The sequence below is a fragment of the Amycolatopsis lurida genome, assembly GCF_900105055.1.
Taxonomy (GTDB): Bacteria; Actinomycetota; Actinomycetes; order Mycobacteriales; family Pseudonocardiaceae; genus Amycolatopsis; species Amycolatopsis lurida.
In genome coordinates, this window is record NZ_FNTA01000004.1 from 4,742,333 (window position 1) to 4,766,800 (window position 24,468).

25 protein-coding genes are annotated in these 24,468 nt (G+C 68.0%); 9 read left to right on the top strand and 16 right to left on the bottom strand.

All coding sequences use genetic code 11. The annotated features are described in order from the left end of the window. The first annotated feature begins 4 nt into the window (after positions 1-4). Positions 5-886, top strand: a complete 882-nt coding sequence (locus BLW75_RS27760; protein WP_034310143.1) for a metal ABC transporter permease — start codon at positions 5-7, stop codon at positions 884-886. 184 nt (positions 887-1,070) lie between these two features. Here the strand turns inward: BLW75_RS27760 and BLW75_RS27765 are convergent, their stop codons facing one another. The 3 genes from BLW75_RS27765 to BLW75_RS27775 are packed head-to-tail and all read right to left on the bottom strand — an operon-like array spanning position 1,071 to position 4,850. Next, entirely contained in the window at positions 1,071-2,294 is a 1,224-nt protein-coding gene (locus tag BLW75_RS27765) for a DUF445 domain-containing protein (protein ID WP_034310145.1), read from the bottom strand. Between the two features lie 49 nt (positions 2,295-2,343). After that, the gene (locus BLW75_RS27770; RefSeq protein WP_034310149.1) at positions 2,344-3,570 is read right to left on the bottom strand and encodes a DUF445 domain-containing protein; all 1,227 of its coding nucleotides are present in this window, start codon (positions 3,568-3,570) and stop codon (positions 2,344-2,346) included. A 50-nt stretch (positions 3,571-3,620) separates the two neighbouring features. After that, positions 3,621-4,850, bottom strand: a complete 1,230-nt coding sequence (locus tag BLW75_RS27775) for a DUF445 family protein (protein ID WP_034310151.1) — start codon at positions 4,848-4,850, stop codon at positions 3,621-3,623. 123 nt (positions 4,851-4,973) lie between these two features. Between BLW75_RS27775 and BLW75_RS27780 the strand changes: the two genes are divergently transcribed. Then, complete coding sequence (locus BLW75_RS27780) at positions 4,974-5,912, top strand: coiled-coil domain-containing protein (RefSeq protein ID WP_034310153.1); 939 nt, start codon at positions 4,974-4,976, stop codon at positions 5,910-5,912. A 4-nt stretch (positions 5,913-5,916) separates the two neighbouring features. Here BLW75_RS27780 and BLW75_RS27785 read toward each other — a convergent pair whose 3' ends face one another. The 4 genes from BLW75_RS27785 to BLW75_RS27800 form a co-directional block, all read right to left on the bottom strand. After that, positions 5,917-7,356, bottom strand: a complete 1,440-nt coding sequence (locus tag BLW75_RS27785) for an FGGY-family carbohydrate kinase (RefSeq protein ID WP_034310155.1) — start codon at positions 7,354-7,356, stop codon at positions 5,917-5,919. Beyond that, positions 7,353-8,687, bottom strand: a complete 1,335-nt coding sequence (locus BLW75_RS27790; protein WP_091598449.1) for an MFS transporter — start codon at positions 8,685-8,687, stop codon at positions 7,353-7,355. The genes BLW75_RS27785 and BLW75_RS27790 overlap by 4 nt, the downstream gene beginning before the upstream one ends. 348 nt (positions 8,688-9,035) lie before the next feature. Next, positions 9,036-9,830, bottom strand: coding sequence for a DeoR/GlpR family DNA-binding transcription regulator (locus tag BLW75_RS27795; protein ID WP_034310157.1), 795 nt, complete (start codon positions 9,828-9,830; stop codon positions 9,036-9,038). A 5-nt stretch (positions 9,831-9,835) separates the two neighbouring features. After that, on the bottom strand, positions 9,836-10,453 hold the full coding sequence (locus tag BLW75_RS27800) for a histidine phosphatase family protein (protein WP_034310160.1): 618 nt from the start codon (positions 10,451-10,453) through the stop codon (positions 9,836-9,838). A 77-nt stretch (positions 10,454-10,530) separates the two neighbouring features. Here BLW75_RS27800 and BLW75_RS27805 point away from each other — a divergent pair, with 77 nt between their 5' ends. The 6 genes from BLW75_RS27805 to BLW75_RS27830 all read left to right on the top strand — a co-directional run bounded on the left by BLW75_RS27805 (position 10,531) and on the right by BLW75_RS27830 (position 16,585). Next, positions 10,531-11,217, top strand: coding sequence for an HAD family hydrolase (locus BLW75_RS27805; RefSeq protein WP_034310162.1), 687 nt, complete (start codon positions 10,531-10,533; stop codon positions 11,215-11,217). Then, the gene (locus BLW75_RS27810; RefSeq protein ID WP_034310165.1) at positions 11,214-12,899 is read left to right on the top strand and encodes a dihydroxyacetone kinase family protein; all 1,686 of its coding nucleotides are present in this window, start codon (positions 11,214-11,216) and stop codon (positions 12,897-12,899) included. The genes BLW75_RS27805 and BLW75_RS27810 overlap by 4 nt, the downstream gene beginning before the upstream one ends. Position 12,900: 1 nt before the next feature. Further along, positions 12,901-13,356, top strand: coding sequence for a ribose-5-phosphate isomerase (locus BLW75_RS27815; protein WP_034310167.1), 456 nt, complete (start codon positions 12,901-12,903; stop codon positions 13,354-13,356). A 96-nt stretch (positions 13,357-13,452) separates the two neighbouring features. After that, the gene (locus BLW75_RS27820; protein ID WP_034310169.1) at positions 13,453-14,487 is read left to right on the top strand and encodes a 2-hydroxyacid dehydrogenase; all 1,035 of its coding nucleotides are present in this window, start codon (positions 13,453-13,455) and stop codon (positions 14,485-14,487) included. Further along, complete coding sequence (locus BLW75_RS27825) at positions 14,484-15,932, top strand: FGGY-family carbohydrate kinase (RefSeq protein WP_034310171.1); 1,449 nt, start codon at positions 14,484-14,486, stop codon at positions 15,930-15,932. The genes BLW75_RS27820 and BLW75_RS27825 overlap by 4 nt, the downstream gene beginning before the upstream one ends. Before the next feature lie 2 nt (positions 15,933-15,934). Next, on the top strand, positions 15,935-16,585 hold the full coding sequence (locus BLW75_RS27830; protein WP_034310335.1) for a class II aldolase/adducin family protein: 651 nt from the start codon (positions 15,935-15,937) through the stop codon (positions 16,583-16,585). 5 nt (positions 16,586-16,590) lie between these two features. Here BLW75_RS27830 and BLW75_RS27835 read toward each other — a convergent pair whose 3' ends face one another. The 5 genes from BLW75_RS27835 to BLW75_RS27855 form a co-directional block, all read right to left on the bottom strand. Further along, a complete protein-coding gene (locus BLW75_RS27835) occupies positions 16,591-17,274 on the bottom strand; it encodes an HD domain-containing protein (RefSeq protein WP_034310173.1) in 684 nt (227 codons plus the stop codon). A 66-nt stretch (positions 17,275-17,340) separates the two neighbouring features. After that, positions 17,341-17,979: a hypothetical protein gene (locus tag BLW75_RS27840; RefSeq protein ID WP_034310175.1), complete on the bottom strand. Its 639-nt coding sequence runs from the start codon at positions 17,977-17,979 to the stop codon at positions 17,341-17,343. A 40-nt stretch (positions 17,980-18,019) separates the two neighbouring features. Further along, on the bottom strand, positions 18,020-19,066 hold the full coding sequence (locus tag BLW75_RS27845; protein ID WP_241783516.1) for a hypothetical protein: 1,047 nt from the start codon (positions 19,064-19,066) through the stop codon (positions 18,020-18,022). 149 nt (positions 19,067-19,215) lie between these two features. After that, on the bottom strand, positions 19,216-19,821 hold the full coding sequence (locus BLW75_RS27850) for a transglutaminase-like domain-containing protein (RefSeq protein WP_034310178.1): 606 nt from the start codon (positions 19,819-19,821) through the stop codon (positions 19,216-19,218). After that, positions 19,818-20,378 (bottom strand): TetR/AcrR family transcriptional regulator, encoded by a 561-nt coding sequence (locus tag BLW75_RS27855; RefSeq protein ID WP_034310179.1) that lies wholly within the window; start codon positions 20,376-20,378, stop codon positions 19,818-19,820. Before BLW75_RS27855 ends, BLW75_RS27850 begins: the two co-directional genes overlap by 4 nt. A gap of 87 nt (positions 20,379-20,465) precedes the next feature. On the opposite strand from BLW75_RS27855, the gene BLW75_RS27860 reads away from it, so the two are divergent. Beyond that, positions 20,466-21,185: an alpha/beta fold hydrolase gene (locus tag BLW75_RS27860; protein WP_034310181.1), complete on the top strand. Its 720-nt coding sequence runs from the start codon at positions 20,466-20,468 to the stop codon at positions 21,183-21,185. Here the strand turns inward: BLW75_RS27860 and BLW75_RS27865 are convergent. The 4 genes from BLW75_RS27865 to rlmB form a co-directional block, all read right to left on the bottom strand. Continuing rightward, complete coding sequence (locus BLW75_RS27865) at positions 21,113-21,592, bottom strand: HIT family protein (RefSeq protein WP_034310184.1); 480 nt, start codon at positions 21,590-21,592, stop codon at positions 21,113-21,115. The two genes, BLW75_RS27860 and BLW75_RS27865, sit on opposite strands and share 73 nt — an antisense overlap. 9 nt (positions 21,593-21,601) lie before the next feature. After that, entirely contained in the window at positions 21,602-21,955 is a 354-nt protein-coding gene (locus BLW75_RS27870) for a hypothetical protein (RefSeq protein WP_034310186.1), read from the bottom strand. 13 nt (positions 21,956-21,968) lie between these two features. Then, on the bottom strand, positions 21,969-23,402 hold the full coding sequence (locus BLW75_RS27875; protein ID WP_034310189.1) for an MBOAT family O-acyltransferase: 1,434 nt from the start codon (positions 23,400-23,402) through the stop codon (positions 21,969-21,971). Between the two features lie 85 nt (positions 23,403-23,487). Then, on the bottom strand, positions 23,488-24,444 hold the full coding sequence (gene rlmB, locus BLW75_RS27880) for a 23S rRNA (guanosine(2251)-2'-O)-methyltransferase RlmB (RefSeq protein ID WP_034310192.1): 957 nt from the start codon (positions 24,442-24,444) through the stop codon (positions 23,488-23,490). Positions 24,445-24,468 lie beyond the last annotated feature (24 nt).

The following is a 24,468-nucleotide window of genomic DNA, read 5'->3' on the forward strand; positions in this document are numbered from 1 at the left end:
CACCGTGGACAAGATGTTCGACTTCGCCCTGACCGGCGAACTCCTCGGTCTCGACTTCGTTCAGACGGCGTTGCTCGCGGCCGCCGTCCTCGGCCTGGTCGCCGGGGTGCTCGGCCCGCTGGTCGTCATGCGGCGGATGTCGTTCGCCGTGCACGGCACCGCCGAACTGGCCTTCACCGGCGCGGCGGGCGCGTTGCTGCTGGGAGTCGGGGTCGAACTCGGCGGCCTCGCGGGCGCGGTCATCGCCGCCCTGCTGATCGGGCTCCTCGGCGGCCGCGAGTCCGAACGCGACTCGGTGATCGGCGTGATCCTCGCCTTCGGCCTCGGCATGGGTGTCCTGCTGCTGTCGTTCTACGAAGGCCGCAGCGCCAACAAGTTCGGCATCCTGGTCGGGCAGATCATCACCATCGACTCGACCAACCTGAACCTGCTCGTCGGCGCCTCGGTCGTCGTACTGGTGGTGCTCGCGGTGATCTACCGGCCGCTGCTGTTCGCGACGGTCGACCCGGCGGTCGCGACGGCGCGCGGCGTGCCGGTGCGGTTGCTGTCGCTGATCTTCGCGGTGCTGGTCGGGATCTCGAGCGCGCTCGGGGTGCAGATCGTCGGTGCCCTGCTGGTGGTCTCGCTGATGGTGACCCCGGCCGCGGCCGCCGCGCGGGTCACGGCGAGCCCGTGGAAGGCGACCGTGCTGTCGATCGTGTTCGCGGAGATCGCCGCGCTCGGCGGGATCATCCTTTCGCTGGCGCCGGGGAAGCCGGTGAGCGCGTTCGTCACGACGATCTCGTTCGTGATCTACCTCGTCTGCCGGCTCATCGCGTGGCTGCGCGGGCGATCGTCGCGGGTTCGCATCGAGCCGACGGCGACGGCGCAGCCCGCCCTGCACTAGCGGACCTGCGTTTAGCGGGCTGAACGCGATCAGCCGCTCCGGGGCCGATGCCACCAATGCGACATTGGAGACGTCGAGCGTCCCTGATGTGACATTGGGCACCCCGGGATGCGGCCCGCTCAAATCGCATTTAGCCCGCTAAACGCAGGTCGGCGCGCACGTGCGTTTAGCGGGCTGAACGCGATCAGTGGAGCATCAGGAGGACCTGCAGTTCACCGACCAGGAACCCGATGAGCCCGCCCACCGCGATGAGCTTCCACTCGTCCTGCCGGAACGCCGGCCTCAGCAGCCCTTCGAACTCCAGCGGCGTCAGCCCGAGCATCCGCCGCTCGACGATCTTCGCGACGTCCATCGCCTCGGTCAGGTAGCCCTCGGCGTGGCGGATCGTCGGCGGCAGCCGCTCCAGCGCCTTCCGCGCGGCCGCCTGTTTGATCTCCTGCAGCCGCTGCCCGCCGACGGCCATCGCGACCATCGGTTTCGCGACGCTCACCTGCTCGTCGACGGCCCGCGCCACAAGCCGCTCGACCAGCGCGTACAGCCGATCCGACCGCGGCCCGCGCAGCACGGCGTCGAGCAGGTTCGGCACGGTGAGGATCTCGTTCGCGATCATCTCGCCGTACTGGTGGGCGACCTCCGCCCGCCGCCGCTGGAACTTGCCCTGCAGGATCACCCGGCCGAACCGCACCGGCTCGCGCGGCACGAAGATCAGTTTGATCGCGAGCCAGTCGGTGAACAGCCCGATGCAGCCGCCGAAGATCGGCAGCACCCACGGTTCCTTGGTCGCCGCCCAGACGATCGCCTGCACGATGCCGAGCCCGAAGCCGAAGTAGATCCCCGTCCGCGCGATGAACGCCATCTCCGGCCGCGACGTCTCGCGGATCAGCCGGACGAGCAGCTTCTTGTCCCTGGTGAGCCGCTGCACGGTCATGTGCTGGAAGTCGAGCACCTCGTCGAGGTTCTCGGTCATCTCCGCCATGAACTCGCGCACCAGCCGCGGCGTCGACGCCTGGACCTGCTTGATCAGCAGCTCCTGCGCCATCGTCGGCATGACCTCCCAGAGCCTGGGATGGTGCTTTTCGAGCACTTCGCGGGCGACCTCGTCCACGGCCCGCAGCAGCGGCTGCTCGATCTCGCGCGTGATGATCGCCGGATCGATCCGCCGGAAGACCTCCTTGACGTCCAGCAGATTGGACGTCAGCAGCTCGGTCGCGACGGCGGCCATCCGCCCGCCGTGTTTGGGCACCACGCCCTGCCAGCCGAGGAACGGTTTGATCCCGACGAACTCGAGCGGTTTGAACATCATCTCGATGGCGACGCGTTTGGTGACGTAGCCGATCAGCGCGGCGACGAACGGGATCGCGGCGTACAGCCACCAGTGCCGGGCGAGGTCGTCCAGGACGGTGTCCACACGACCTCCTCGCTTCGCTCAGGAAAGGGGAAACGGTATCGGGTCGCCGTCAATGGAGCAGTAGGAGCACCTGAAGTTCACCGACGAGGCCCCCGATCACCGCGCCGACGGCGATCAGTTTCCACTCGTCCTGCCGGAACGCCGGGCGCAGCAGCTGCTCGAATTCGAGCGGGTTGAGCCGCCGCATTCTGTCCACAATGGTGTTCCGGACGTCGAGCGCGTTGACCGCGTAGCTCTCGGCGTGGCGGATCGTCTCCGGGATCCGTGCCGCCGCCTTCGCCGCGGCCGTCTGCTTCATCTCCTGGAACCGCCTGCTCCCGACGGCCAGCGCCACGAACGGCTTGACGACGCTCGCCTGCGCGTCGATCGTCCGCTGCACCTCGCGGGTGATCATCGTGAACAGTTTGTCCGACTTCGGCCCGCTCAACACGGCTTCGAGCAGGTTGGGGATGGTGATGATCTCGCGCGCGATCATGTCGCCGTAGTCGGCGGAGACCTGGTCCTTGCGTTTCTGAAAGATGCCTTGCCAGGTGTAGACGCCGAAGAACCGCTTGGGCTCCCGCGGCAGGAAGATCATCTTCAGGGCGATCCAGTCGGTGAACCAGCCGATGCCGATCCCGAACAGCGGCAGCACGATCGGCGACTTCGTCAGCGCCCACACCAGCAGCTGCACGCAGCCGAGCGAGAACCCGAACACGATCCCCGACCGGGCGATGAACCGCATCTCCGGCCGCGAGATGTCGCGGATCAGCCGGTTCAGCAAGGCCTTGTCGCGCACCAGGTTCGTCACGACCATGTGCTTGAGGTCGAGCACGTCCTCGATGTTCTCCGCGATCTCGCCCATGATCTTCGTGATCGCGCGCGGCGCCTCGGTCTGCACTCGTTTGAGCAGCAGCTGCTGTGCGGTGTTCGGGAGCACTTCCCAGAGTCTGGGCTGGTACTGCTCCATGACCTCGCGCGTGACGTCCTCGACGATCCGCAGCAGCGGCTGCTCGATCTCCTTCGCCACCTGGGCCGGGTCGAGCCTGGCGAAGATCTCCTTCGGGTCGACGAGGTTGGTCGTCAGCATTTCGGTGGCGGTCGCGGCCATCCGCTCGGCGTTGGCGGGCAGTACCCCCTGCCAGCCGAGGAACGGCTTCACGCCGACGAATTCCACCGGTTTGAACATCATCTCGATGGCGACGCGTTTGGTGACGTAGCCGATCAGCGCGGCGATGAACGGCATGGTGACGTACACCGGCCAGTGCTCGCCGAGGTCGGCGATGACGGCGTTCACTTTCCAGCCCCTCCCGCGTCGCGCTTGAGGGGCAACCTAGCCGCCTGTCCTCAGTGGAGGAGTAGCAGGACCTGAAGTTCACCCACGAGTCCGCCGATCACCGCGCCGACCGCGATCAGCTTCCATTCGTCCTGCTGGAAGGCGGGCCGCAGGATCCCCTCGAACTCGAGCGGGGTCAATTGCTGCATCTTCGTGACGATGGTGTTGCGGACGTCGAGCGCGTCAGTGGCGTAGCTCTCGACGTGTTTCACCGTTTCGGGGAGATACGCGATCGCCTTCTCCGCCGCGGCCTTCTTCATCTCCTGGTATTGGACCCCGCCGACGGTCAGCGCCACCAAGGGTTTCGCGATGCTCGCCTGCGCATCGATGGTGCGCTGCACCTCGCGAGTGATCATCGCGAACAGCTTGTCCGACTTGGGCCCGGTGAGCACGGCCTCCATCACGTTCCGCACGGTGAGCACCTCGTCCGCGATCAGCGCGCCGTAGTCCTTGGCGACCGCCTGGCGGCGTTTCTGGAACATGCCCTGCCAGCTGAAGAACAGGAACCGGCGCGGCTCACGCGGGTAGAAGATCATCTTCAAGGCCAGCCAATCCGTGACGAAGCCCGTGACGAAACCGAAGATCGGCATGATCAACGGCTGCTTCGTCAGCGCCCACGCGACGAACTGGATCAGGCCGATGGCGAAACCGAACCAGATACCGGACCGGGCGATGAAGCGGAGCTCCGGGGTCGCGACCTCCTTGATCAGGCGGCAGGTCAGCGATTTGTCGCGGACCATCGCGTTGATCAGCATCTCGTTGACGTCGAGGACCTCGTCGATGTTCGTCGACACCTCACGCATCAGCCGCGCGACGACCTTCGGCGCCTGCGCCCGGACCTGGTCGACCAGCATGCGCTGCGCCCGGGTCGGCAGCAGTTCCCACAATCTGGGCTGGTACTGCTCCATCACCTCGCGGGTGACGTCCTCGACGGCCTTGAGGAGCGGCTCCTCGAGTTCCTTGACCACTTCCTCGGGATCGAGCCGGGAGAAGATCTCCTGCGGATCGACGAGGTTCTTGGTCAGCAGGTCGACGGCGGTGGTCGCCATCCGGCGGGAGTTGGCCGGGATGACCCCCTGCCAGCCGAGGAAGGGCTTGATCCCGACGAATTCCAACGGCCGGAACATCATCTCGATCGCGACGCGTTTCGTGATGTACCCGATGAGCGCGGCGATGAAGGGCATCGTGGCGTAGACGTGCCAGTGTTCGCGGATGTCTTCGAGGATCGCCGAGATGTCCAACCGGGCCTCCTCTGCTTACGACCTGTCAACAATGCAGGATGCCATGTGATCGACCCGTCGTACGCCGAGTGCAGCCGTTTGGCGGTACTACCCGACGGGTCCCCGCTCATTAAGGTGGCCGCCATGGTCGCTCCTGAGAAGACGGCGCCTCAGGCGCCCTCAGCGAAATCGTCCCAATTCGCGGGCTCCGTGCGGGGCTATGACAAGCGTCAGGTCGACGAGCGTCTCGCCGAGCTGGCGGCCGAAATCAAGCAGGCCTCACGCAGCCGCGACGAGGCCGTGGCGACCGCCGGCGAGCTCACCAAGGCGCTCGGCCACGCCCAGAAGGAACTGGACGAGACCAAGGCCGCTCTCGTGCGGATGAGCTCGAGCCCGTCCGGCGCCGGCGCGATGGCCGAACGCGTCCGCATGATGATGCAGCTCGCCGAGGAGGAGATCGCCGACCTCAAGGCCGCCGCGGAAGCCGACGCCAAGGCGACGCGGGCCGAAGCGGACAAGTACGCCCACGAGACGCAGCGCGCGATCGACAAGGCGGCCAAGGACGCGCAGGCGGAACGCGAGAAGCTGCTCGCGGACGCCAAGGCCGAGATCGAACGACTGAACTCCGAGGCGGCGCAGAAGCGCAAGCAACTGGACCTGGAGAGTGTCCGGGCCCGCGCCGCGGCGGACAAGAAGGCCGAAGAGGCATCGGCCGCTCGTCGCGCGGAGGCGGAGAAGGCGTCCGCGGACAAGATCGCGGAAGCCGACCGGGTGTCCTCGGCCAAACGTGCCGAAGCCGAACGGATCTCGGCGGCGAAGATCGCCAAGGCGGAGAAGTCTTCCGCGGAGGACATCGCCGCGAAGCAGGAGCAGGTCGCGGAGGCCCTCGCCGACGCGAAGACCCAGCAGACCGAAGCTCAGCAGGCTCGGAAGCTTTCGCTGGAACTCCGGTCGAAGGTCGCCGAGCGGCTTTCCGCCACGGACGCCGCCGTCCAGGAGGCCATCAAGCTGCTGGCTCCCGCTCCTGACGCCGAGGCACCGAAGCCCGCTCCCGACAAGACCAACGGCCCACGTCCTTCCTGATCTCTCACCGCAGGGTGACGGCGAACAGCTCGTCGTCGATCCAGCCCCTGGTGTGCAGCTCGGTGCAGAACCGCCGGTACGACTCGGCGAGCGCGGCGCTTTCGCGCTCGTCGGGTTCGACCAGCACGCCTCGGCCGAGCCCGGCGGAAGCCTCCGTGAGCCCGCCGGGCAGGACACCTGCCGCGGCGAGCAGCGCGGCGCCGTACCCCGTTTCGGCCTGGGGTGACACCCGCAGGCCGAGACCGGTGACGGTCGCCCGGATCCGCGTCCACAAAGGACTCTTGCTGCCGCCGCCCGCGGCCAGCAGCGGATCGGTGATCGTGACGCCGAGGCGGCGGAGGTGGTCCAACGCCAGCCGTTCGAGGAAGGCGACCCCTTCCAGCCTGGCCCGGTGGAGCTCGACCTCGTCGGCCTCGCCGGACACGAAGCCCTCGGCGTCCGCGCTGGCGAACGGGAACCGTTCACCCTTGCGCCGCAACGGATACGCGACGACCTTCGCCGGGCCCAGCGCGGCCGCCGCCGCGTCGAGTTCGAGCAGGCGCTCCTGCCCGGCGACGGCCTCGCCGCCGGTGTTCGACGCGCCGCCCGGGAGCCACCAGCCGTCCGGATGACGGTGGCTGTACATCGCCCCCGTCGGATCCGGCACCAGTTCTTCGGTGACTCCCTTGAGGACGTAGGTCGTGCCCAGGATGCCGACGAAGGTCCCCGGGGTGACCGCACCGGCCGCGAGCTGGCCCGCGCAGCCGTCGGTCATCCCGGCCACGACCGGGCAGCCTGCCGGGAGACCGGCGACCGGACGGGCCACCCTGCCCAGCACGGTGGCCGGCGCGACCACCGTCGGGAGCAGGCTTCCCGGTACCCCTAAGGCAGCGAAGACCTCGCCCGGCCATTCGAGGGCGAGCGGGTCGTAGCCGCTCTTCAGCGCGTGCGACCAGTCGGCGGCCACCGGCCCGCCGGTCAGTTCGGCGGCGATGAGGTCCGGCGTGTGCCGGATCGCGGCGACGCCGGGGACGTGCTCGGCCAGCCAGGCGATGCGGCCGAGCGCGGCCGTGGCGGACACGCCGAAACCGAGCCGCCGCCAGCGGTCCGCGCCGAGCTCGGTGGCCTTGCGGTTGAGTTCCGCGCCACGCCTGTCGTCGTACATCAGCGCGGGCGTGACCGGCTCGCCCGAGGCGCCGACCCCGACGATCGTCCCCGACGTCGCGGCGACGGCCACCGCGGCGACCTCGCCGCCCCTGCCCGGCAGCTCGCCGGTGACCTTCGCCAGCACCGTCTTCACCGCGGGCCACCAGGACCTCGCGTCCTGTTCGCTGCGCCCGCGGCCGTCGCGGACCGGTGCGGGCAGCGGCGCGGCGGCCGCGGCGAGGACGGTGCCGCCGCCCACCGCGAGGGCGCGGACCCCCGCGGTGGCGACGTCGATGCCGATCGTGACGGGCTGGTTCACGTGGTGACGACCTTCTCTCCGACTTCTTGCAGACTCTTGTCCTCTTCGATCGCCTTCGCCGTCTCATCGGGCAATTTCAGGTAGCGCACCATGACCGCCGCGACCAGGTACAGCGCGGCGAAGACGATCACCACTCCGGCCGCGCCCAGCGGGCCGAGGAACAGGCTGACGATCGCCGGCCCGACGAACGCCGCCGCGCCCGCGCCGAGGTTCAGCAGCGCCATCGCGCCGCCCTTGTTCTCCGGGGCGAGGGACGGGAGCAGCGCCGAGATCGGCACGAACCCGGCGAGCGTGGCGCCGTACAGCGCGCCGACGAGCAGCGCGAGCCAGTAGTACTCGGCGCCCATGGCGATCGGGACGAAGTACAGCAACAGGATCGAGATCGCGCAGCCGATCGCGCCGAACCAGAAGATCGTGGTGCGCCAGCCGATCCGGTCGCTCAGCACGCCGAAGATCAGGTTGAAGAAGATGTTCGTCCCGTAGATGACCGAGACCAGGAGGAGCCAGCGGCTCTCCCCGAACCCGATGTCCTCGATGAAGATCGTCGGGAAGAACACCAGCATCCCGAACTCGGGCGCGGTGTTGATGACGCGGACGAGCATCCCGACTCCGACGCGGGGCTTCTTCCAGGCGATCGACACGCTGGACACCAGGCTCTGCACCGGTTTCACGTCCGGCGGCGCGAGCCGCGTGTACCCCGTCCGCTGCCGGACCCCGAAGATCGCCAGCAGTCCGCCGAGCGCCAGCAGCGCCACCGACAACCAGAGCGTGCCGTACTGGCCCAGCACCGGGTTCGTGAAGCTCGCGACCAGCGCGCCCAGTGTCGGCAACCCGCCGGTGAACGCGAAGTAGAACCAGCCGACGGCCGCGCCGAGCCTGGCGACCGGCGCCACCGCGGTGATCCAGACCAGGAAACCGAACGCGAACATCGGATAGCCGAAGCCGCGGAGACCGTAGAACACCAGCATCAACGGGTAGCTCTCACCGGAGACCGCGACCGCGAGGAACAGCACGTCGAACACCAGCCAGATGGCCAGGCCGATCATCATCACGCGCCGCGGCCCCCACAGGTCCGACAGCGCGCCCGACAACCACGACGCCAGCATCACGGCGACGCCGTACACGGTGATCACGTACGAGGCCTTGATCTCGGTGCCCGCGCCGTTGTCCGCCATGAACGGCGCGATGAAGCCCGACTCGACCCCGTCGCCGATCATGAACAGCAGCAGCCCGGCGTAGCCGAGGAACAGCGGGGCGGGCAGGCCCCAACGGTTCAGTACGCGGGCGAACCCGCTCCCGGATCGCGATAACGTCGGTGTCATCTGGTTCATGCACGCCTCCATGACGTCGTGTTCAGCGTATCATGGATCGTGTTAACTTAACTTTCAAGATGTTACATCGATGGATTTTCGTGTTAGCCTCCCGCGCCCGGGCGGGTCGGAGTGGTGGGCCATCACGTCCATCCAGTCACGCGTGTCGTCCGCCGGATCACGCGAAACGGCGGCATCGGCATAGGGGGTCGTGAGTGTTTTGGGTCGTTAGAACGACCCAAAACACTCACGACCCCCTATGCCGTGGAGCTGCGTCGCCAAGGAGGCCCAGATCAAGGGAATGGGAAGTGGCGAGTCGGACTCTGACCCATTCGCCACTCGCGACCGACAGCCGAGCCCGCCGAAACCTCAGAGTTCCGCGATGTCCACTTCCACCTGGCTTCGCATCTCCTCGGCCAGGTGTTCTTCCACCCCGTCGTCGACGATCAGGACGTCGAAGTCGCTCAACGGCGCCAGCCGGTGCAGTGCCGTGCGTTCGGTCTTGCTGTGGTCCATCAGCAGCACCTTCATCCGGGCGCTGGCCAGCATCGCGCGTTTCAGCATCACGATCTCCGGCTCCTGGTGGAACGTCATCCGCGTGTTCATCGCCGAGGTGGAGACGAAGGTCGCGTCGACGTTGATCCGCTCGATCGCCTCGAGGCTCTGCATGCCGAGAAACGAGTCGTGGGTCGCCGAGTAGTCGCCACCGATGCAGATGAGCCGCAGGTCGGGGACGCCTTTGAGCAGTTCGATGGCGCCGAGGTAGTTCGTCGCGACGGTGAGCGGGGTGACCCGGTGCAGCATCTTCGCCAGCGCGAGGGCGCTCGTGGAGTCGTCGAGCAGGATCGACATCCCCGGTTCGACGCGGGCGAACGCGTGCGCGGCGATGGCCATCTTCTCCTCCGAATGCACGTTCATCCGGTAGTCGGCGTTGCTTTCGAAGACGGTCGACGGCATGGCCGAGACGCCACCCCGGTACTTCCGCAGCAGGCCGCGACGGGCCAGTTCGTCGACGTCGCGGTGCACCGTCATGGTGCTGACGCCGGTGAGTTCCACCAGTTCGGCGATGCTCGCGGAGCCGGTCTTGAAGACGTATTCGGTGATCAGCTGCTGACGCGTGTTACGAGAGTGTGCGCTCGCACCGGCCGTCTTCTCATCGCTCATACCGTTCAGTATCGCGTGTGCGCCGGCTGGTTGAGGCGCAGTAGGCCGGTGCGCGTGCCGTCGATCGCGATCTCGGTGACGGCCGCGTTGTCCAGCCGCGGGAACACCGTGCGGTAGGTCTCGAGCGGAATGCCGAGCAGTGCGCACAGGGTCAGCCTGATCAGCGTGTTGTGCGCGACGACCAGCACCGTCTGGCCCGGCGCCTCGGCGGCGATCCCGCGCAAGGCCCCGGCTCCGCGGGCGGCCGCCTCCTCCGGAGGCTCCGAACCGGGGAAGGCGCCGGTCACGGGATCGGCGAGAAATCGTGCGACCGCATCGGGATCCGACGCCGCCAGCTCGTCCCGGGTGCGTCCTTCCATCAGTCCGAAGTGGACTTCGCGCAACCCGTCGACCACTCGCAGGGGCAGCCCCAGGGCCTCGGCCGAAGGCTCCGCCGTGCGACGAGCCCGGCTCTGGGGCGAGCAGAAGACGGCCGACGGCTTGACCGCCGCGGCGAAGCCGGCGAGTTCGTCCGCCTGGCGCAGCCCTTCCTCGGTCAGCGCGACGTCGCTGCTGCCCGCATATCGGTTCTCGGCGTGCCATTCGGTCTGGCCGTGCCGTGCCAATAACAACCGTGCGACCACGGGATCCCTCCTCGAGGCTTGTCCAGATCACATCACCGATGTTAACTTAACAGTATCGATGTGAAAGGAGATGCCGGATGGCACTCGCCGCGGTGGTGTTCGACCTGGACGGTGTCCTCGTCGACAGTGAACACCTTTGGGAGGAGAACTGGGTGGCGTACGCCGCCCGGCACCACACCGAATGGACGGCTGAGGACACCGCGTCCGTGCAGGGGATGAGCGCGCCCGAATGGGCCGCGTACCTCGCGAAGCGGTCCGGCACCCCGGAAAGCGCGGCCGAGGTCGAGCGTGCCGTGGTGGACGGCATGATCGCCGCGATCGAGGCGGGCGAGGCGCCCTTGCTGCCGGGCGCCGGTGAGGTGGTCCGCGAAGTGAGCGCGAAGGTGCCGGTCGCGCTGGCGTCGTCGGCCGCCCGCCGGGTGATCGACGCGGTACTCGGCAAACACGGGCTCACCGGTGAGTTCTCCGCGACCGTCTCCAGCGCCGAGGTCGCCAGGGGCAAGCCGAGTCCGGACGTCTACCTCGAAGCCGCGGCCAGGCTGGGCCGGTCCGGTGAGGAATGCCTTGGCGTCGAAGACTCCAGCAACGGCATCCGTGCCGCCGCCGCGGCCGGGCTCACCGTGATCGCGTTGCCGAACCCGGTGTACCCACCGAAGCCGGACGCGCTCCGGCTGGCCGCCGAAGTCGCGGAGAACAACGACGACGTGCGGCGCAAGCTGCTCGCGTACCTGTCCGGTGAACTCGCGGAAACGAGCGGACGATGACCGTCCTCGGTGCCGCGGAGACGTTCAAACGCGACTGGCTCGACGGGTTCGTCACCGCCTACGGGCGTTCGGTGCGCAAGGTGCCCGATGCCTACGGCGTGCTGCGCCGGGAGGACTCCGCGCCCAAGGTCGCGGTGGTGATCGGCGGCGGCTGCGGGCACTACCCCGCGTTCGCCGGGCTGGTCGGCCCCGGCCTCGCCGACGGCGCCGTGGTGGGTGACGTGTTCACCAGCCCGAGCGCCGAGCAGGTCTACCGCACCGCGCGGGCCGCGGAGAGCGGTGCCGGCGTGCTCTTCGGTTACGGCAACTACCAGGGTGACGTGCTGCATTTCGGGCTCGCCGCGCGCAGGCTGGCCGCGGAGGGCGTCGAAAGCCGGACGATCCTGGTCACCGACGACATCGCCAGTGGCCCTGCCGACGCGCCGGAGAAGCGCCGCGGTGTCGCGGGCGACTTCCTGGTCTTCAAGATCGCGGGTGCCGCCGCCGAACGCGGTGACGATCTGGCCGCCGTGCACGCGGTGGCGGAGAAGGCGAACGCGAACACCCGCACCTTCGGCGTCGCGTTCGGCGGCTGCACCCTGCCCGGTGCTTCCGCCCCGCTGTTCACCGTCGGCGAGAGCGAGATGGAGCTCGGGCTCGGCATCCACGGCGAGCCCGGCGTGCGCACGGTCGGCAGGCTGAGCGCACGGGAGCTGGCCGACGAACTGGTCGACGGCCTCCTCCCGGAGCTGCCCGCCGGTGACGGCCGGGTGGTGGTCCTGCTGAACGGGCTGGGCCGCACCAAATACGAGGAGATGTTCGTCACCTACACCCGCGTGCACGAACGGCTCGCCGCGGCGGGGCTCGGCCCACTGCACACCGAGGTCGGCGAATTCGTCACGTCGCTCGACATGGCGGGTGTCTCGCTGTCGATCCTGGTGCTCGACGACGAACTCGCCGAGCTCTACGCGGCTCCTTGCGACACCCCGGGCTACCGGAGCACCGGTGCCGCGCTGGCACAGGTGCCGTTGGAGTCCACAGTGGACTCGCTGCTGGCCGAGACCGTGCCGGGCCAGGGCATCGTGGACCGCGCGTTGACGGCGGCCCTCCATGACATCGAGGCCAACGAAGCCGAACTCGGCAGGTTGGACGCGGTCGCGGCGGACGGCGACCACGGTCTGGGCATGACCAGGGGAATGCGGGCCGCGGTGGCCGCCGCGCGACGCGACGAAGACTCCCTGTCGACCGCGCTCCTGGCCGCCGGGACGGCGTTCGCCGACGCGGCGGGCGGTGCGTCCGGCGCGTTGTACGGAGTCCTGCTCGCCGAGACCGGCGCGGGACTGCGGGGTCTGTCGGGCGAAGAGGTCACCACGGAAACACTCGCGAGCGCGGTGGACGGCGCGGTAAAGGCGTTCGTCGAACTGGGCAAGGCCGAACCCGGCGAGAAGACCATGCTCGACGCCATCGAGCCGTTCAGGCTGGCGTTGCGCGAACAGGCCGAGGCGGGCGCCGACGTCCCGCAGGCCTGGCAGAAGGCGGCCCAGGTCGCCGTGAGCGCGGCCGAGGCCACGGCGGACCTGCTGCCCGCCAAGGGACGGGCGGCGCGGTTGGCGAAGCGGAGCGAAGGGCACCCCGATCCCGGGGCCACTTCGTTCGCACTGCTCGTCACCGCGGTCGGCCAGGCTCTGGGAAAGGAAGACTGAAATGCGGATCGTGGTGGCGGCGGACAACGCCGGGGTCGCCCTCAAGGACCAGCTGCGTGACCTGCTCCTCGCCGATGACCGGGTGGACGCGGTCACCGACCTCGGCGTGGCCGACGGCTCCGACGACAAGGCGTATCCACTGCTCGGCCTCGCGGCGGCGGAGAGGATCGCGCGGGGCGAGGCGGATCGCGGTGTGCTGGTCTGCGGGACCGGGATCGGCATGGCGATCTCGGCGAACAAGGTCCCGGGGGTGCGGGCCACGGTCGCGCACGACTCGTACTCGGCCGAGCGTTCGGTCAAGTCGAACGACTGTCAGGTGATCACCTTCGGCGCCCGGGCGATCGGTCCGGAGCTGGCGAAGAAGATCGTCGCCGAATGGGTCGGCTACCGCTTTGACCCGGCCTCGGCCAGCGCGAGCAAGGTCGCGCACATCACCGAATACGAGCAAGCGCACTGAATCGGCAGGCGAAGCCGAGCGGCGTCGATTGCGGTAGCGGGTTCACCAACAGACACTGAGAACTGCCCGATCCGGGCACGGAGAGAGGACGCAGAGTTGCGGATACTCGCTGCGGGAGACCATTTCGTCGGCACCGGCCTGCTGGCCGACGCCGTCCGTGCCGAGATCGGCGCCGGGCACGAACTCTCGGAACTGACCCTGCCGTGGCCGGTGGAGCCGTTCGGCCCGGTCGCGAACGTGCACGAAGCGAGCGGCACCGAGGAGCAGGTGATCGAGGCGCTGGCGGGAGCCGAGGTCGCGGTGACCCAGATGGCACCCTTCACCAAGCAGGTGTTCGCCGCCGCGCCGGGGCTCAAGCTCGTGTCGGTGTGCCGGGGAGGACCGGTCAACGTGGACCTCGCGGCGGCCACCGAGGCGGGTGTCGCGGTGACGTACGCGCCCGGCCGCAACGCCGGCGCCGCCGCCGAATTCGCGGTGGGGATGATCCTCGCCGCGATGCGCCGGATCTCGACGTCCTCTGCCGAACTGCTGGGCGGCACATGGCGCGGTGACTACTACGCCTACGACCAGGCCGGTCTCGAACTCGACGGGACCACCGTCGGCCTGGTCGGCTACGGCGCGATCGGCGCGCGGGTGGCCAAAGTACTCGTGGCGTTCGGCGCGAAGGTGCTGGTCTCGGACCCGTTCGCCGACCCGGCCAAGATCGCGGCCGACGGCGCGGAGCGCGTCGAGCTGGACGATCTGCTGCGCCGCAGTTTCGTGGTGAGCCTGCACGCCCGGCTCACCGAGGAGACCCGGCACCTGATCGACGCCGCCAAACTCGCCCTGCTGCCGAAGGGGGCCGTACTGGTCAACACCGCGCGCGGCGGCCTGCTGGACTACTCCCCGCTGCCGGAAGCCCTGCGCTCGGGACGGCTCGGCGCGCTCGCGCTCGACGTGTACGACGTCGAGCCTCCGCCCGCGGACTGGGCCTTGAGGGACGCGCCGAACGTGATCGCGACCCCGCATCTCGCCGGAGCCAGCAGGCAGACGGCGGAGCGGGCGGCGAACATCGTCGCCGCCGAGGTCGGCCGGTACGTTCGCGGGGAAGCGCTCGCGAATCTGGCGAACCCCGAGGTCCTGCGGCCATGATCATCGGCGTCGACATCGGCACGTCACTGACTAAGGCGGTCGTCTTCGACAAGGCCGGGATGTCCGTGGCGAGCGCGTGCACCACGTCCGAAGTGCACCACTTGCCGGGCGGGCTGGTCGAACAAGACCTCGACCAGGTGCTCGGCACCGTGGCGACGGTGGTGCGCAAGGTCGCCGCCGGTCTCGACGGCCGGGTCACCGCGTTGGCCCTCACCGGACAGGGCGACGGGCTGTGGCTGCGCGACGAATCCGGGGAGGCAGTGCGCCCGGCGATCTCCTGGCTCGACGGACGGGCGAATTCGCTGCTCGCCCAATGGCAGGCCGACGGAGTGACCAGGGAAGTGTTCCGCCGCACGGCGTCGGGAATGTTCCCGGGCTGCGCCGCGGCGATAATGTCCTTTTTGGACATCCATGAACCGGAGTCGCTGGACAGGGCGGCGGTGGCGGGTTACTGCGTCGACGCGGTGCTCCAGCGGCTGACCGGCGAGATCACCGTCGACGCATCGGATGCTTCGCTGCCCTTCCTCGACCCGGCGACCCGCCGCTACGACGAAGACGCCATCGCGGCCGTCGGCCTTTCCCACCGCCGGAGCCTGTTCGCGGAGCCCGCGGCGCCGAAGACCGTCTTCCGGTTGGACGAGCGCGGAGCCGCGTTGCTCGGCCTTCCGGTCGGGCTGCCGGTCAGCGCGGGCCCGTTCGACCTGCCCGCGAGTGCCATCGGCGCCGGCGTACGGCGCCCGGGCGACGGCATCCTCACGGCGGGCACCACCCTCGCGTGCCAGGTCCTGACGGATTCGGCGGAGTTCGATCCGGAGGGCGAGCCGGCGGGCATGTTCCTTTGCACACCGGAGGAAGGAGAGTTCCTGCGGGCGATGCCGGCGATGGTCGGCACCGCGGGAATCGACTGGGTGTGCCGCCTGTTCGGCATCGCGGTCGAGGAGATCGGCCCGCTGCTCGACGCGAGCAGGCCGGGCGCGGGTGGTGTTCGCGCGCTGCCGTTCCTCTCCGCGTCGGGTGAGCGAGCGCCGTTCGTCGACGCCTCGGCGAGGGCGCAGTTCTCCGGGCTGAGCCTGGAGAGCGAACGCGGCGACATCGTCCGGGCGCTGTGCGAGTCGATCGCTTACGCGGCAAGGCATTGCTTCGACGCCGCCGGGCTCACCGGCACGTTGTACGCCTGCGGCGGCGGGGTTCGCTCGCTCGAATGGACCCGCATCTTCGCCGACGTTCTCGGGCGGCCCATCGTGATCCCCGGCGATCCCGGTGTCGGCGCCCGGGGAGCGGTGATCGTCGCGGCGGACGCCCTCGGCGAACCGGTCGACCGGGAACTCTGGGCGGATAGCGCACGTGTCGTGGAGGTCCGGCCTGGGAACGTAGAGTTCTACGAGCAGGGCTATGCCGACTATCAGGCCTCACTGGCCGCGGCCCGCGGACTCTGGAGGTTGTGACGGTGATCCTGGCCAAAGAACGCTTGGCGGTCTGCGAATTCGCCCGGCGGATGACCACCGACGGGCTCGTGGTCGGCACCTCCGGCAACGTGTCCGCGCGGCAAGGCGACCTGATCGCGGTGACCCCGACAGGAGTCGACTACGCCGCGCTGCGGCCGGAGGACGTACCGGTCGTCGGCCTCGACGGGGAAACCGTCGAAGGCTCGCTCAAGCCGACGAGCGAACTCCCGATGCACCTCACCGTGTACCGGCAGACGGCGGATCCCGACGGAAAGCCGGTCTCCGCCGTGGTGCACACGCATTCCGTGCACGCCACGGCGGTCTCCACCCTTGTCACCGAAGTGCCGCCGATCCACTACATGCTCGCCGCGATCGGCCCGACAGCCCGCGTCGCGGCCTACGCGACGTACGGCACCGAAGAACTCGCCAAAGTGATGTTGGAAGCCCTGAAAGGCCGCCGTGGCTGCCTGCTGGCGAATCACGGCACCATCACCTTCGGCGACAGCCTCGCCTCCGCGTACAGCCGGGCACAGCAGCTCGAGTGGGTCTGCCAGGTGTGGCTGACGGCCCGGGCGGCGGGAACACCGAACCTGCTCCCGCCCGCCGAGATCGAGCACGTCGTGGAGAAACTTCGCGGCTACGGCCAGCGCTGACGACACTAGGAAGCGGCGGGCTCGGCCTCGAAGTCCGTGGCGTGTACCGCGTCGAGGAGCTCGACGACCGTCGGATCGTCGACGGCTTCCTTGATGCACTGCCACAACTGAAGATTCGCCAGCGCCCAGCGGGAGTAGTTCTCCGCCGCTTTGGGGTTGTAGAAGTAGTAGCCACTGTCGTGGACATCGCGTTGCTCGCCGACGATCTTGTGCGCCAGCTCGCGGAGGCTCAACCCGTTCTCCCGCAGATAGCGGTGGGCGAGCACGACGGGCGTCACCGGCAGCGCCTTGAACAGCGTGTCGGCGTCGCTCAAGGCCTGGGCCTCGAGCGAGATGTGCCGGCCTCTGGTGGCCATCTCGGCTTCGTCGATGATGTCGTCGATCCAGCGGGCCACGGTCTCTTCGACACCGCATTCCCGCAGGATGCTCATCCGAAGGTCTCGTCCGGCGGCCGCGGGGGAGTTCCGGTGCACGATGTAGTTCACATCGTGCACCAGCGCCGCCACCTCGACGACGGCGCGATCCGCGCCGTTGTGTTCGGCGAACCCCGCGGCCTTGGCCCGGACGAAACTCACGTGGTGCCAGCCGTGGAACTGCAGTTTGTCCGCATAACGCCAGCACAATCGCCGGACCTGGTGATCGACGGCTTCGATGGTATGGGAAGGAATCGTGTTCTTTCGCGCGCGCATACACCTCTCCGATCCCGTTTACGGACGGGTGGAGTAAGGGTATGCGCCTTTGGCGGCGGTATGTAGTCAGATGCGGCTTGCCAGGTCCCCCAATCGGACCTCGACCGGAACGTGACGATGTCCGATTCCGGTCTTCGGGTCATAGGAAAGACTGAACTCGCTTACCGGACGTGACTTCACCAGAAAGGTCATAGTCCCTTCGGTGGCCTCGGGAATCCGATGGAACTCGTCCGCGTACATGACCCCGGCCGACCCCGTCTGGCACAGCGTGCTCCGTCGTAACCGAACCGATGTGATCAATCCGGAAAGTTGATCTCGCAGGGTCGAATAACGCTCGTGGACATAGTTGCCACGGAGGATCGTGGTGCAGAAGTGATATCTGTGATTGTGGACGGAATCGGCGTACCCCTCACGCCAGTCCGACGGCGCCTTGTACTCGTGAAGCCAGATCGAAAAGGGGTCGGTCGGGCAATCGAGCAGGCACCAGGCGAAATGGGTGGTGGTCTCCCGGGACCGCTCGAGGACCGCGCTCGCCTCGTCCGGGCTCAGCGAAGCCAAATGCCGCCGGAGGTCGTCGCGCAGCGCTGGTCTCGACGTCCAGTCGCGGAAGATCCCGTCAACGATCTGCCAGTGCTGTGTCAGCGGCAGGTCCGTGGTCCGGAGCAGCGTGGAGAGCTGGGTGAGGGGGGACAAGCGAGTGAGCAACTTCAGCTCCTCAAATCTAGTGCCGTGCGACGCCGAGAGGTCAGGGGTTCAACCCGGCGAGTGTGGTGAACTCCCTCCGGAAGGTGTGGAATTTCCCTTCCAGATCGAGGAAGTTCTCTTCGGACAGGGGAGAGCCGGTGATCTTTTCGTACAGGGCGAGGAAATCCGCCCTCGTCGTCGTGGTCGAAATGCGGAAGTGCCGTCCGGAACGGGATTGGGACACACGCAGGAACTCGGAGCGTTCCTTGTTGTACAGGAACGAACCTTCGCTGAACCGCAGCGTGCGCGGATACAACGTGGTCGCGCCGCGGATGTCGCTGTACAAGGTCACCCAAACGCTCTCGTCGAACACTTCGAGCCGGTCCAGTGGCGGATCGGCGACGACGGTGATGTCCACCAGCGAGCACCGGCTGCGCGCCAGGAACAATCCCACGAGACCGATGCTGATCTCGTCGTTGAGCCGCTTCCGGATCGTCTCGTAGTCCATCCCCGCTTCTTCGCTGCGCAACAGGTAGCGCGCCCTGCCGGCGATCGCTCCCTCGTCGCGGGGGTCGGCGATGACCACGCGAAGCTCCCTTTCGGTGCGGGACAACAGCAAGCGAGCCGCCGCGTGCCTGCCGGAGAACCCGCGGAAGAAGTAGTGCCTGGTCATGTCGAGGTCTTCGGTCATGACCCGGTTGAACAGCGGATCCGGATCGGTGGTCGCCTCGAAGACGTGGGTGGGGAAGAATTCCTTGTTGAGCGAACGATATTCGGCGCTGAGCGCTTCCAGCGCCCGGCGGCTTTCCTCGATCACCGGGGTCACCATCGCGCGCTGTGACGCGGTGGCGGTGATCAGGGTCTGGCCGAAGCCGACCACCGCGGAGATCAGGGTGCCGGTGCCCAGTGAAGTGAGCAGCGTCTTGCCGGCGCCGGGATCCATCATGCTGGAGATCCACAGGCTGAAGCCCGCGACGACGACCAGTACGGTGAGCAGCAGACTCGTCCTGGTCCAGAAGATCTCTTGCAACGGGGTACGGCGGAGCCGATCGGCTTCCGCGGGCACGAAGGTCACCTCCTTGATCAGCACTCGAACGGACGAACGCAGTGCGTATCTGTTTGAGTGCGGGGAGTTACTCTACGCGCATCGTGACAATGTCGAAATAAGAAATTCGGGGGAAAGCTACCAACAACGAATGTGACGCACCGCGATGCCGGTTTCGCATCGGAGGTTTCGCCGGATCGCGGAAAAACCACTCACGGAGCGTGCGGAAGGATTCCTTCGTACCACGCGGGTCCGGGCTTCGCCGACGACAAGGTTTCGACGACCGCCGAAGACGGTGCGGCGTACACCGTGGGGAAGTCGATCTCGCCCTTGCTCGGGTCCAGGGGCCACGCGAGCCGCTCCTCTTCCGGCAGGCTCGCTTGTATTAAAGGAAAGCGCGCGTCCGCACCGTTTTTGTTGCCTCTGGGGTCGAGCCGGATCCACCGGTCCAGGCCGGCGAGGTACACGCCGTTGAGCCCGTGCAGAACGCCGATCCGCTGGTAACAGAACCCGGCCGGGATGCCTTGGCTGCGAAGCAAAGCGGCCAGCAGGTGGGCCTTCGCGTAGCAGAGCCCGACTCCCTCGCGCAGAACCTCGGAGGCCATAAGAGTGACCCGGGGATCGGCGGCGTCCACCGTATGGTCGATCTCGTCGCGCACGAAGTGAAACATCGAACGAATCACGTCGACTTCGGTGCCACCGGTCGGTGACAGTCCGTCAGCCGTTTCGCGGATCAGGGGGTGATCGTGATCGACGATCGCGTCGGCGGCGAGATAATCTTCGAGCCGCTCGGATTCGATCTTCAGTGCGGTTTTCACGCGGCACCATCCAATACCGTGTCGACGACCTCTTCGAGAAAATTCGGACCGGCTTCGTCCCCGCGCAACAGCAGCCGGAACCAGATCGATCCCGCGAGCAGATCCATCACCAGAACCGGATCGACGCCGCCGCGCAGCTCGCCTCTCGCGGTGGCGCGTTCGAAGATCGGCTCTTCGCGTGCCATGCGGTCGGCGAAGAAACTTCTCGCCACGTCACCGAGTTCGGGGCGCCGGGGGCCCGCGGTCAAGGTCGCCGTGACGACCGGTGCGGTGCGGTCCGAGGTCAGCAGCCGGTGGATTTGCGTTGCCACGGCGAGAAGATCGCCACGCAGGCTGCCGGTGTCGGGGAGGTCGACGGCGAACAGATCGGAATCGCGCAGCGCGGCGGCCAGAAGCGCGTCCTTCGACGGCCACCATCGGTACAGCGTCGTCTTGTTGACGCCGGACCGGGCGGCGACGGCCTCGATGGCGAGCTTGTCGTAGCCGTGCTCGGCCAGAAGTTCGAGGGTGGCGGCGAAGATCGCCTCGGCCTTGCGCGGGCCGTTCCGGGTGCTCACCGGGCAACAATACAACGCACCGTTGCGTTGTGTGGCGGGCAGGCGTACGTTGCAACGCAACGGTGCGTTGCTTTCAGGAGGTACTCCATGGTCCCCCTCGTTTTCGTCCACGGCATCCGGCTCAGTCGCGCCGCCTGGACCGAGCAGCTGGAACGCTCGGCGCATCCCGCGAAAGCGGTCGACCTGCCGGGACACGGCACGCGGCGAGGCGAGCGGTTCACCCTGGCAGCCGCGGCGGACGCGGTCGCCGATGCCGCCGAGGAGCCCGCTCTGGTCGTCGGGCATTCCCTCGGTGGTTACGTCGCCATCGCCGCGGCCGCGCGGTATCCGGAGCGCGTGGCAGGCCTCGTCGTCGCGGGTTCGACTTACCTGCCCGGCAGAACGCTGGAGACACCGTTCCGCGTAGCGCACCGCTTGCTCATGCGGCTCCCGGACCGGGGTGAAGGTCTCAGCCGACGGCAGTTCCGAAGTGCCCTGCCACCGAAACTCGCCGAAGAGGTGATCGGCGGCGGCATCGCGACCGAGGTCATCCCGGACGTCGCCAAGGCCTTCGCGGACTTCGACGTGCTGGCGGAACTCGCGGCCTATCCGGGCCCCGCCTGGATCGTCAACGGGTCATGCGATCACTTCCGTCGCCACGAACGCCGCTTTCTCGACGCCTGCGCCGACGGGCGCCTCGTCACCGTGCCGAAAGCCGGGCACTACCTGCCGATGGTGCGGGGCAAGGAGTTCGCTCAGCTTGTACTCGACGCGGCACGCAGCCTGTCGATCTCCGCGGTCAGCTCTGAACGCAGCGAGTCGTGCTGAGGTCCGAGCGAAGCGGCCCAGTTCTCCACTGGATACAGCCAGACCGGCCGTCCGACCACGTCGGCCGGTTCCCAGTCGTACCGCGGCCAAACATGGGCGTGCAGGAACGGATCCGTATTGCCCAGGATCTCCAGATTCACCCTGCGGAAACCCGGATCCCTACGCGCACAGACGTTTTCGACGGCTTCGCCGAGCAACTCCATGTCCCCCAGGAACTCCAGCCGCCGCGGCCGCGATAGGTCGGTCAGCCTGCCGGCGCGGGGAGAATCGGTCAGCAGAACGCAGTAACCAGGAAGGAACTGCGTATCGCCGATCACCGCGAAGCCCGCGTCCAGCCGCCGCAGCACCGTCGGGTTCTCCCCGCGCAGCGCCGAACCGATCCGATCCCGCTTCCAGTCGTCGGTCATGCGGCGAAGCTAGCCGACCGGGAAGATCGAACCACCCTTGCCGGTGAACTGGGTGGTCAGCCGGACGGGCTCCTGATGCGGAGCCAGGACGATCGAGGCGAACGGCGTCGCGGCGGCCTGTGACCCGTAATTGGTGTGCAGGTGTGCGCTGACGTGGACGTTCCGGTCGGCGGGGATCTCGAAGGTGACCGCCCCCCAGGAGACCACGAACTGCCTGCCGTCGATGCTCACGAAGGGCGCGTACGGCACCATGGACGACGGGAACGGGCGTATCTCGATGGTGAGCAGCCGCCGCGGACCGTCGTGGTTGTCGACGTACGGGATCACGCCGGGCAGCTTGGCCAGATCGGTCGGTTCGGTCATCTTCCGGGCTCCCTCAGAACTGGTAGTAGAGGAACGGGCTGAACGTCCCGGTCGCGATCAGGATGGCCGCGTACACCAGCCCGACGGTCATCACACCGATCCGCAGCGCCGTGGCGGCGCGGCTCCGCGAGGACTCCAGCAGCGGCCCGGTCACCGGATGCGCGGGCAGGAACACTATCGCCAGCGCGCACAGCAGGATGACCAGCCGCTGGTTGGTCACCGCGCTCTCGACGACGTCGGTGAGGCCCGTGAAGTCCGGCAGCACCATGTGCCCGATCATGCCGAGCGCGTGCGGCAGATCCTTGGCGCGGAAGAACACCCAGCCGAAGACCACGAGAACGAGTGTCAGCGCGCGGCGGCCGATGCGGGCGGCCTGCGACTCGGGGGTGACGTCGTAGCCGAAAGCGCGTTCCACGATCAGGATCGCGCCGTGATACATGCCCCAGATCAGGAACGTCCACTGCGCGCCGTGCCAGAACCCGGTCAGCACGAACACGATGCAGAGGTTCCGGTAGGTGCGCCCGGCGCCGGCGCGGTTGCCGCCCAGCGGGATGTAGACGTAGTCGCGGAACCAGCGCGACAGCGACATGTGCCACCGCCGCCAGAACTCGGTGATCGTCACCGACGAGTACGGTCTCGCGAAGTTCTCCGGGAGCCGGAAGCCGAGCATGCGGCCGAGCCCGATCGCCATGTCGGAGTATCCGGAGAAGTCGAAGAACAGCTGAAGCGTGTACCCGATCGCGCCGAGCCAGGCGATCGCGAAGGTCATCTGGTCCGGTGGCGTGTTGAAGCAGGCGTCCACCATCGGGCTGAGCGAGTCCGCGATGATCGTCTTCTTGCACAGCCCGAGCGCGAACCGAGGGAAACCGGCGGCGATGTCGTCGAGGCGGTGGGACCGTTGCTGCGGCAGCTGGTCGGCGATCTCCCGGAACCGCACGATCGGCCCGGCCACCAGCTGGGGGAACATCGCGATGTACGCGGCGAACGACACCGGGTTGCGCAGCGCGCGGCGTTCACCGCGGTAGATGTCCACCACGTAGGAGATGTGGTGGAACGTGTAGAACGAGATGCCGATCGGGATGACCAGGTCGGCCACCGGGAAATCGCCGCCGAACCAGTGCGTCACGGCCGCGATCTGCTGCGTCGCGAACCCGGCGTACTTCCAGATCAGCAGCATGCCGACGTTGAGGCCGATGACGCCGAGCAGCAGCCGCTTGCGCCGCTTGTTCTGCAGGTCCCAAGCGTTCGGCTCCAGCGCGGGCCCGGCCAGGAAGTTGACCACCATGCAGCCGAGCAGGACCAGCGTGTACGGCCCCGCGCCGGTGGCGTAGAAGATCAGGCTGCCGACCGCGACGATGCCGTTCCGCCAGCTGCGCGGGCACACCAGAACAGCGAGCAGGACCGCCGGCATGAAGTACCACAGGAACAGCGGTGAAATGAACGACATCGGTGCGGGGTCCCCCAGGGCGGTTACGCATTATCCGCTGGTGACCTTAGCCTGAGGTTCCCGCACCGTGTGGCGAAGTGCGGGGTCAGACACGTCCCGCGAGCCGTCGGCGGCGAGCCACCTCGGCCAGCAGCACCCCGGCCGCGACCGAAGCGTTGAGCGATTCGACGCCCGCCGCCATCGGGATCGACACGGTCGCGTCGCAGGTCTCGCGCACCAGCCGGGACAGCCCGCGGCCTTCCGAGCCGAGCACGATGACCAGCGGATCCGCCGCGAGGTCGAGTTCGTCGATGTCCACCGAGCCGTCCGCGTCGAGGCCGACGACCATCAGGCCGTCGTCCTTCCACGCCTTCAGCTGACGGGTCAGGTTGGTCGCGACGGCGATCGGCAGCTTGGCCGCGGTACCGGCGGAGGTCCGCCACGCGACCGCGGTCATGCCCGCGCTGCGCCGCTCCGGCAGGAGGACCCCCTGCGCGCCGAACGCGGCGGCCGAGCGGATCACCGCGCCGAGGTTGCGCGGGTCCGTGACGCCGTCGAGCGCGACGAACAGCGGGGTCTGCCCCGAGTCCTTCGCCACGGCCATCAGGTCACGCGGATCGGCGTAGACGAACGGCGGGACCTGCAGGCCGAGGCCCTGGTGCATGGCCCGGTTGGTCTTGCGGTCCAGTTCCTCGCGCGGGATCTCCAGGATCGAGATGCCCTTGTCGCCGGCGAGCCGGACGGCCTCGTTCACGCGGTCGTCGATCTCGATGTTGATCGCGACGTACAGCGCGGTGGCGGGCACGTCGGCGCGCAGCGCCTCGACCACCGGGTTGCGCCCGGCGATCAGTTCCGGCTTGTCGGCCTTCTTCTGCCGCGCCTGGTCCTTGCGGTCACGCGCGTTGGCCATCCGGTACGCCTTGTGGCCGGGCCGGTCCTCGGCCTTGGGCGTCGGGCCCTTGCCTTCGAGGCCCTTCCGGCGCTGGCCGCCGGAGCCGACGACCTGACCCTTCTTCGTGCCGGGCTTGCGAATAGCGCCCTGGCGCCGGGAGTTGCCTGCCATCAGTGAGAATCCTTGAGCTAGAAA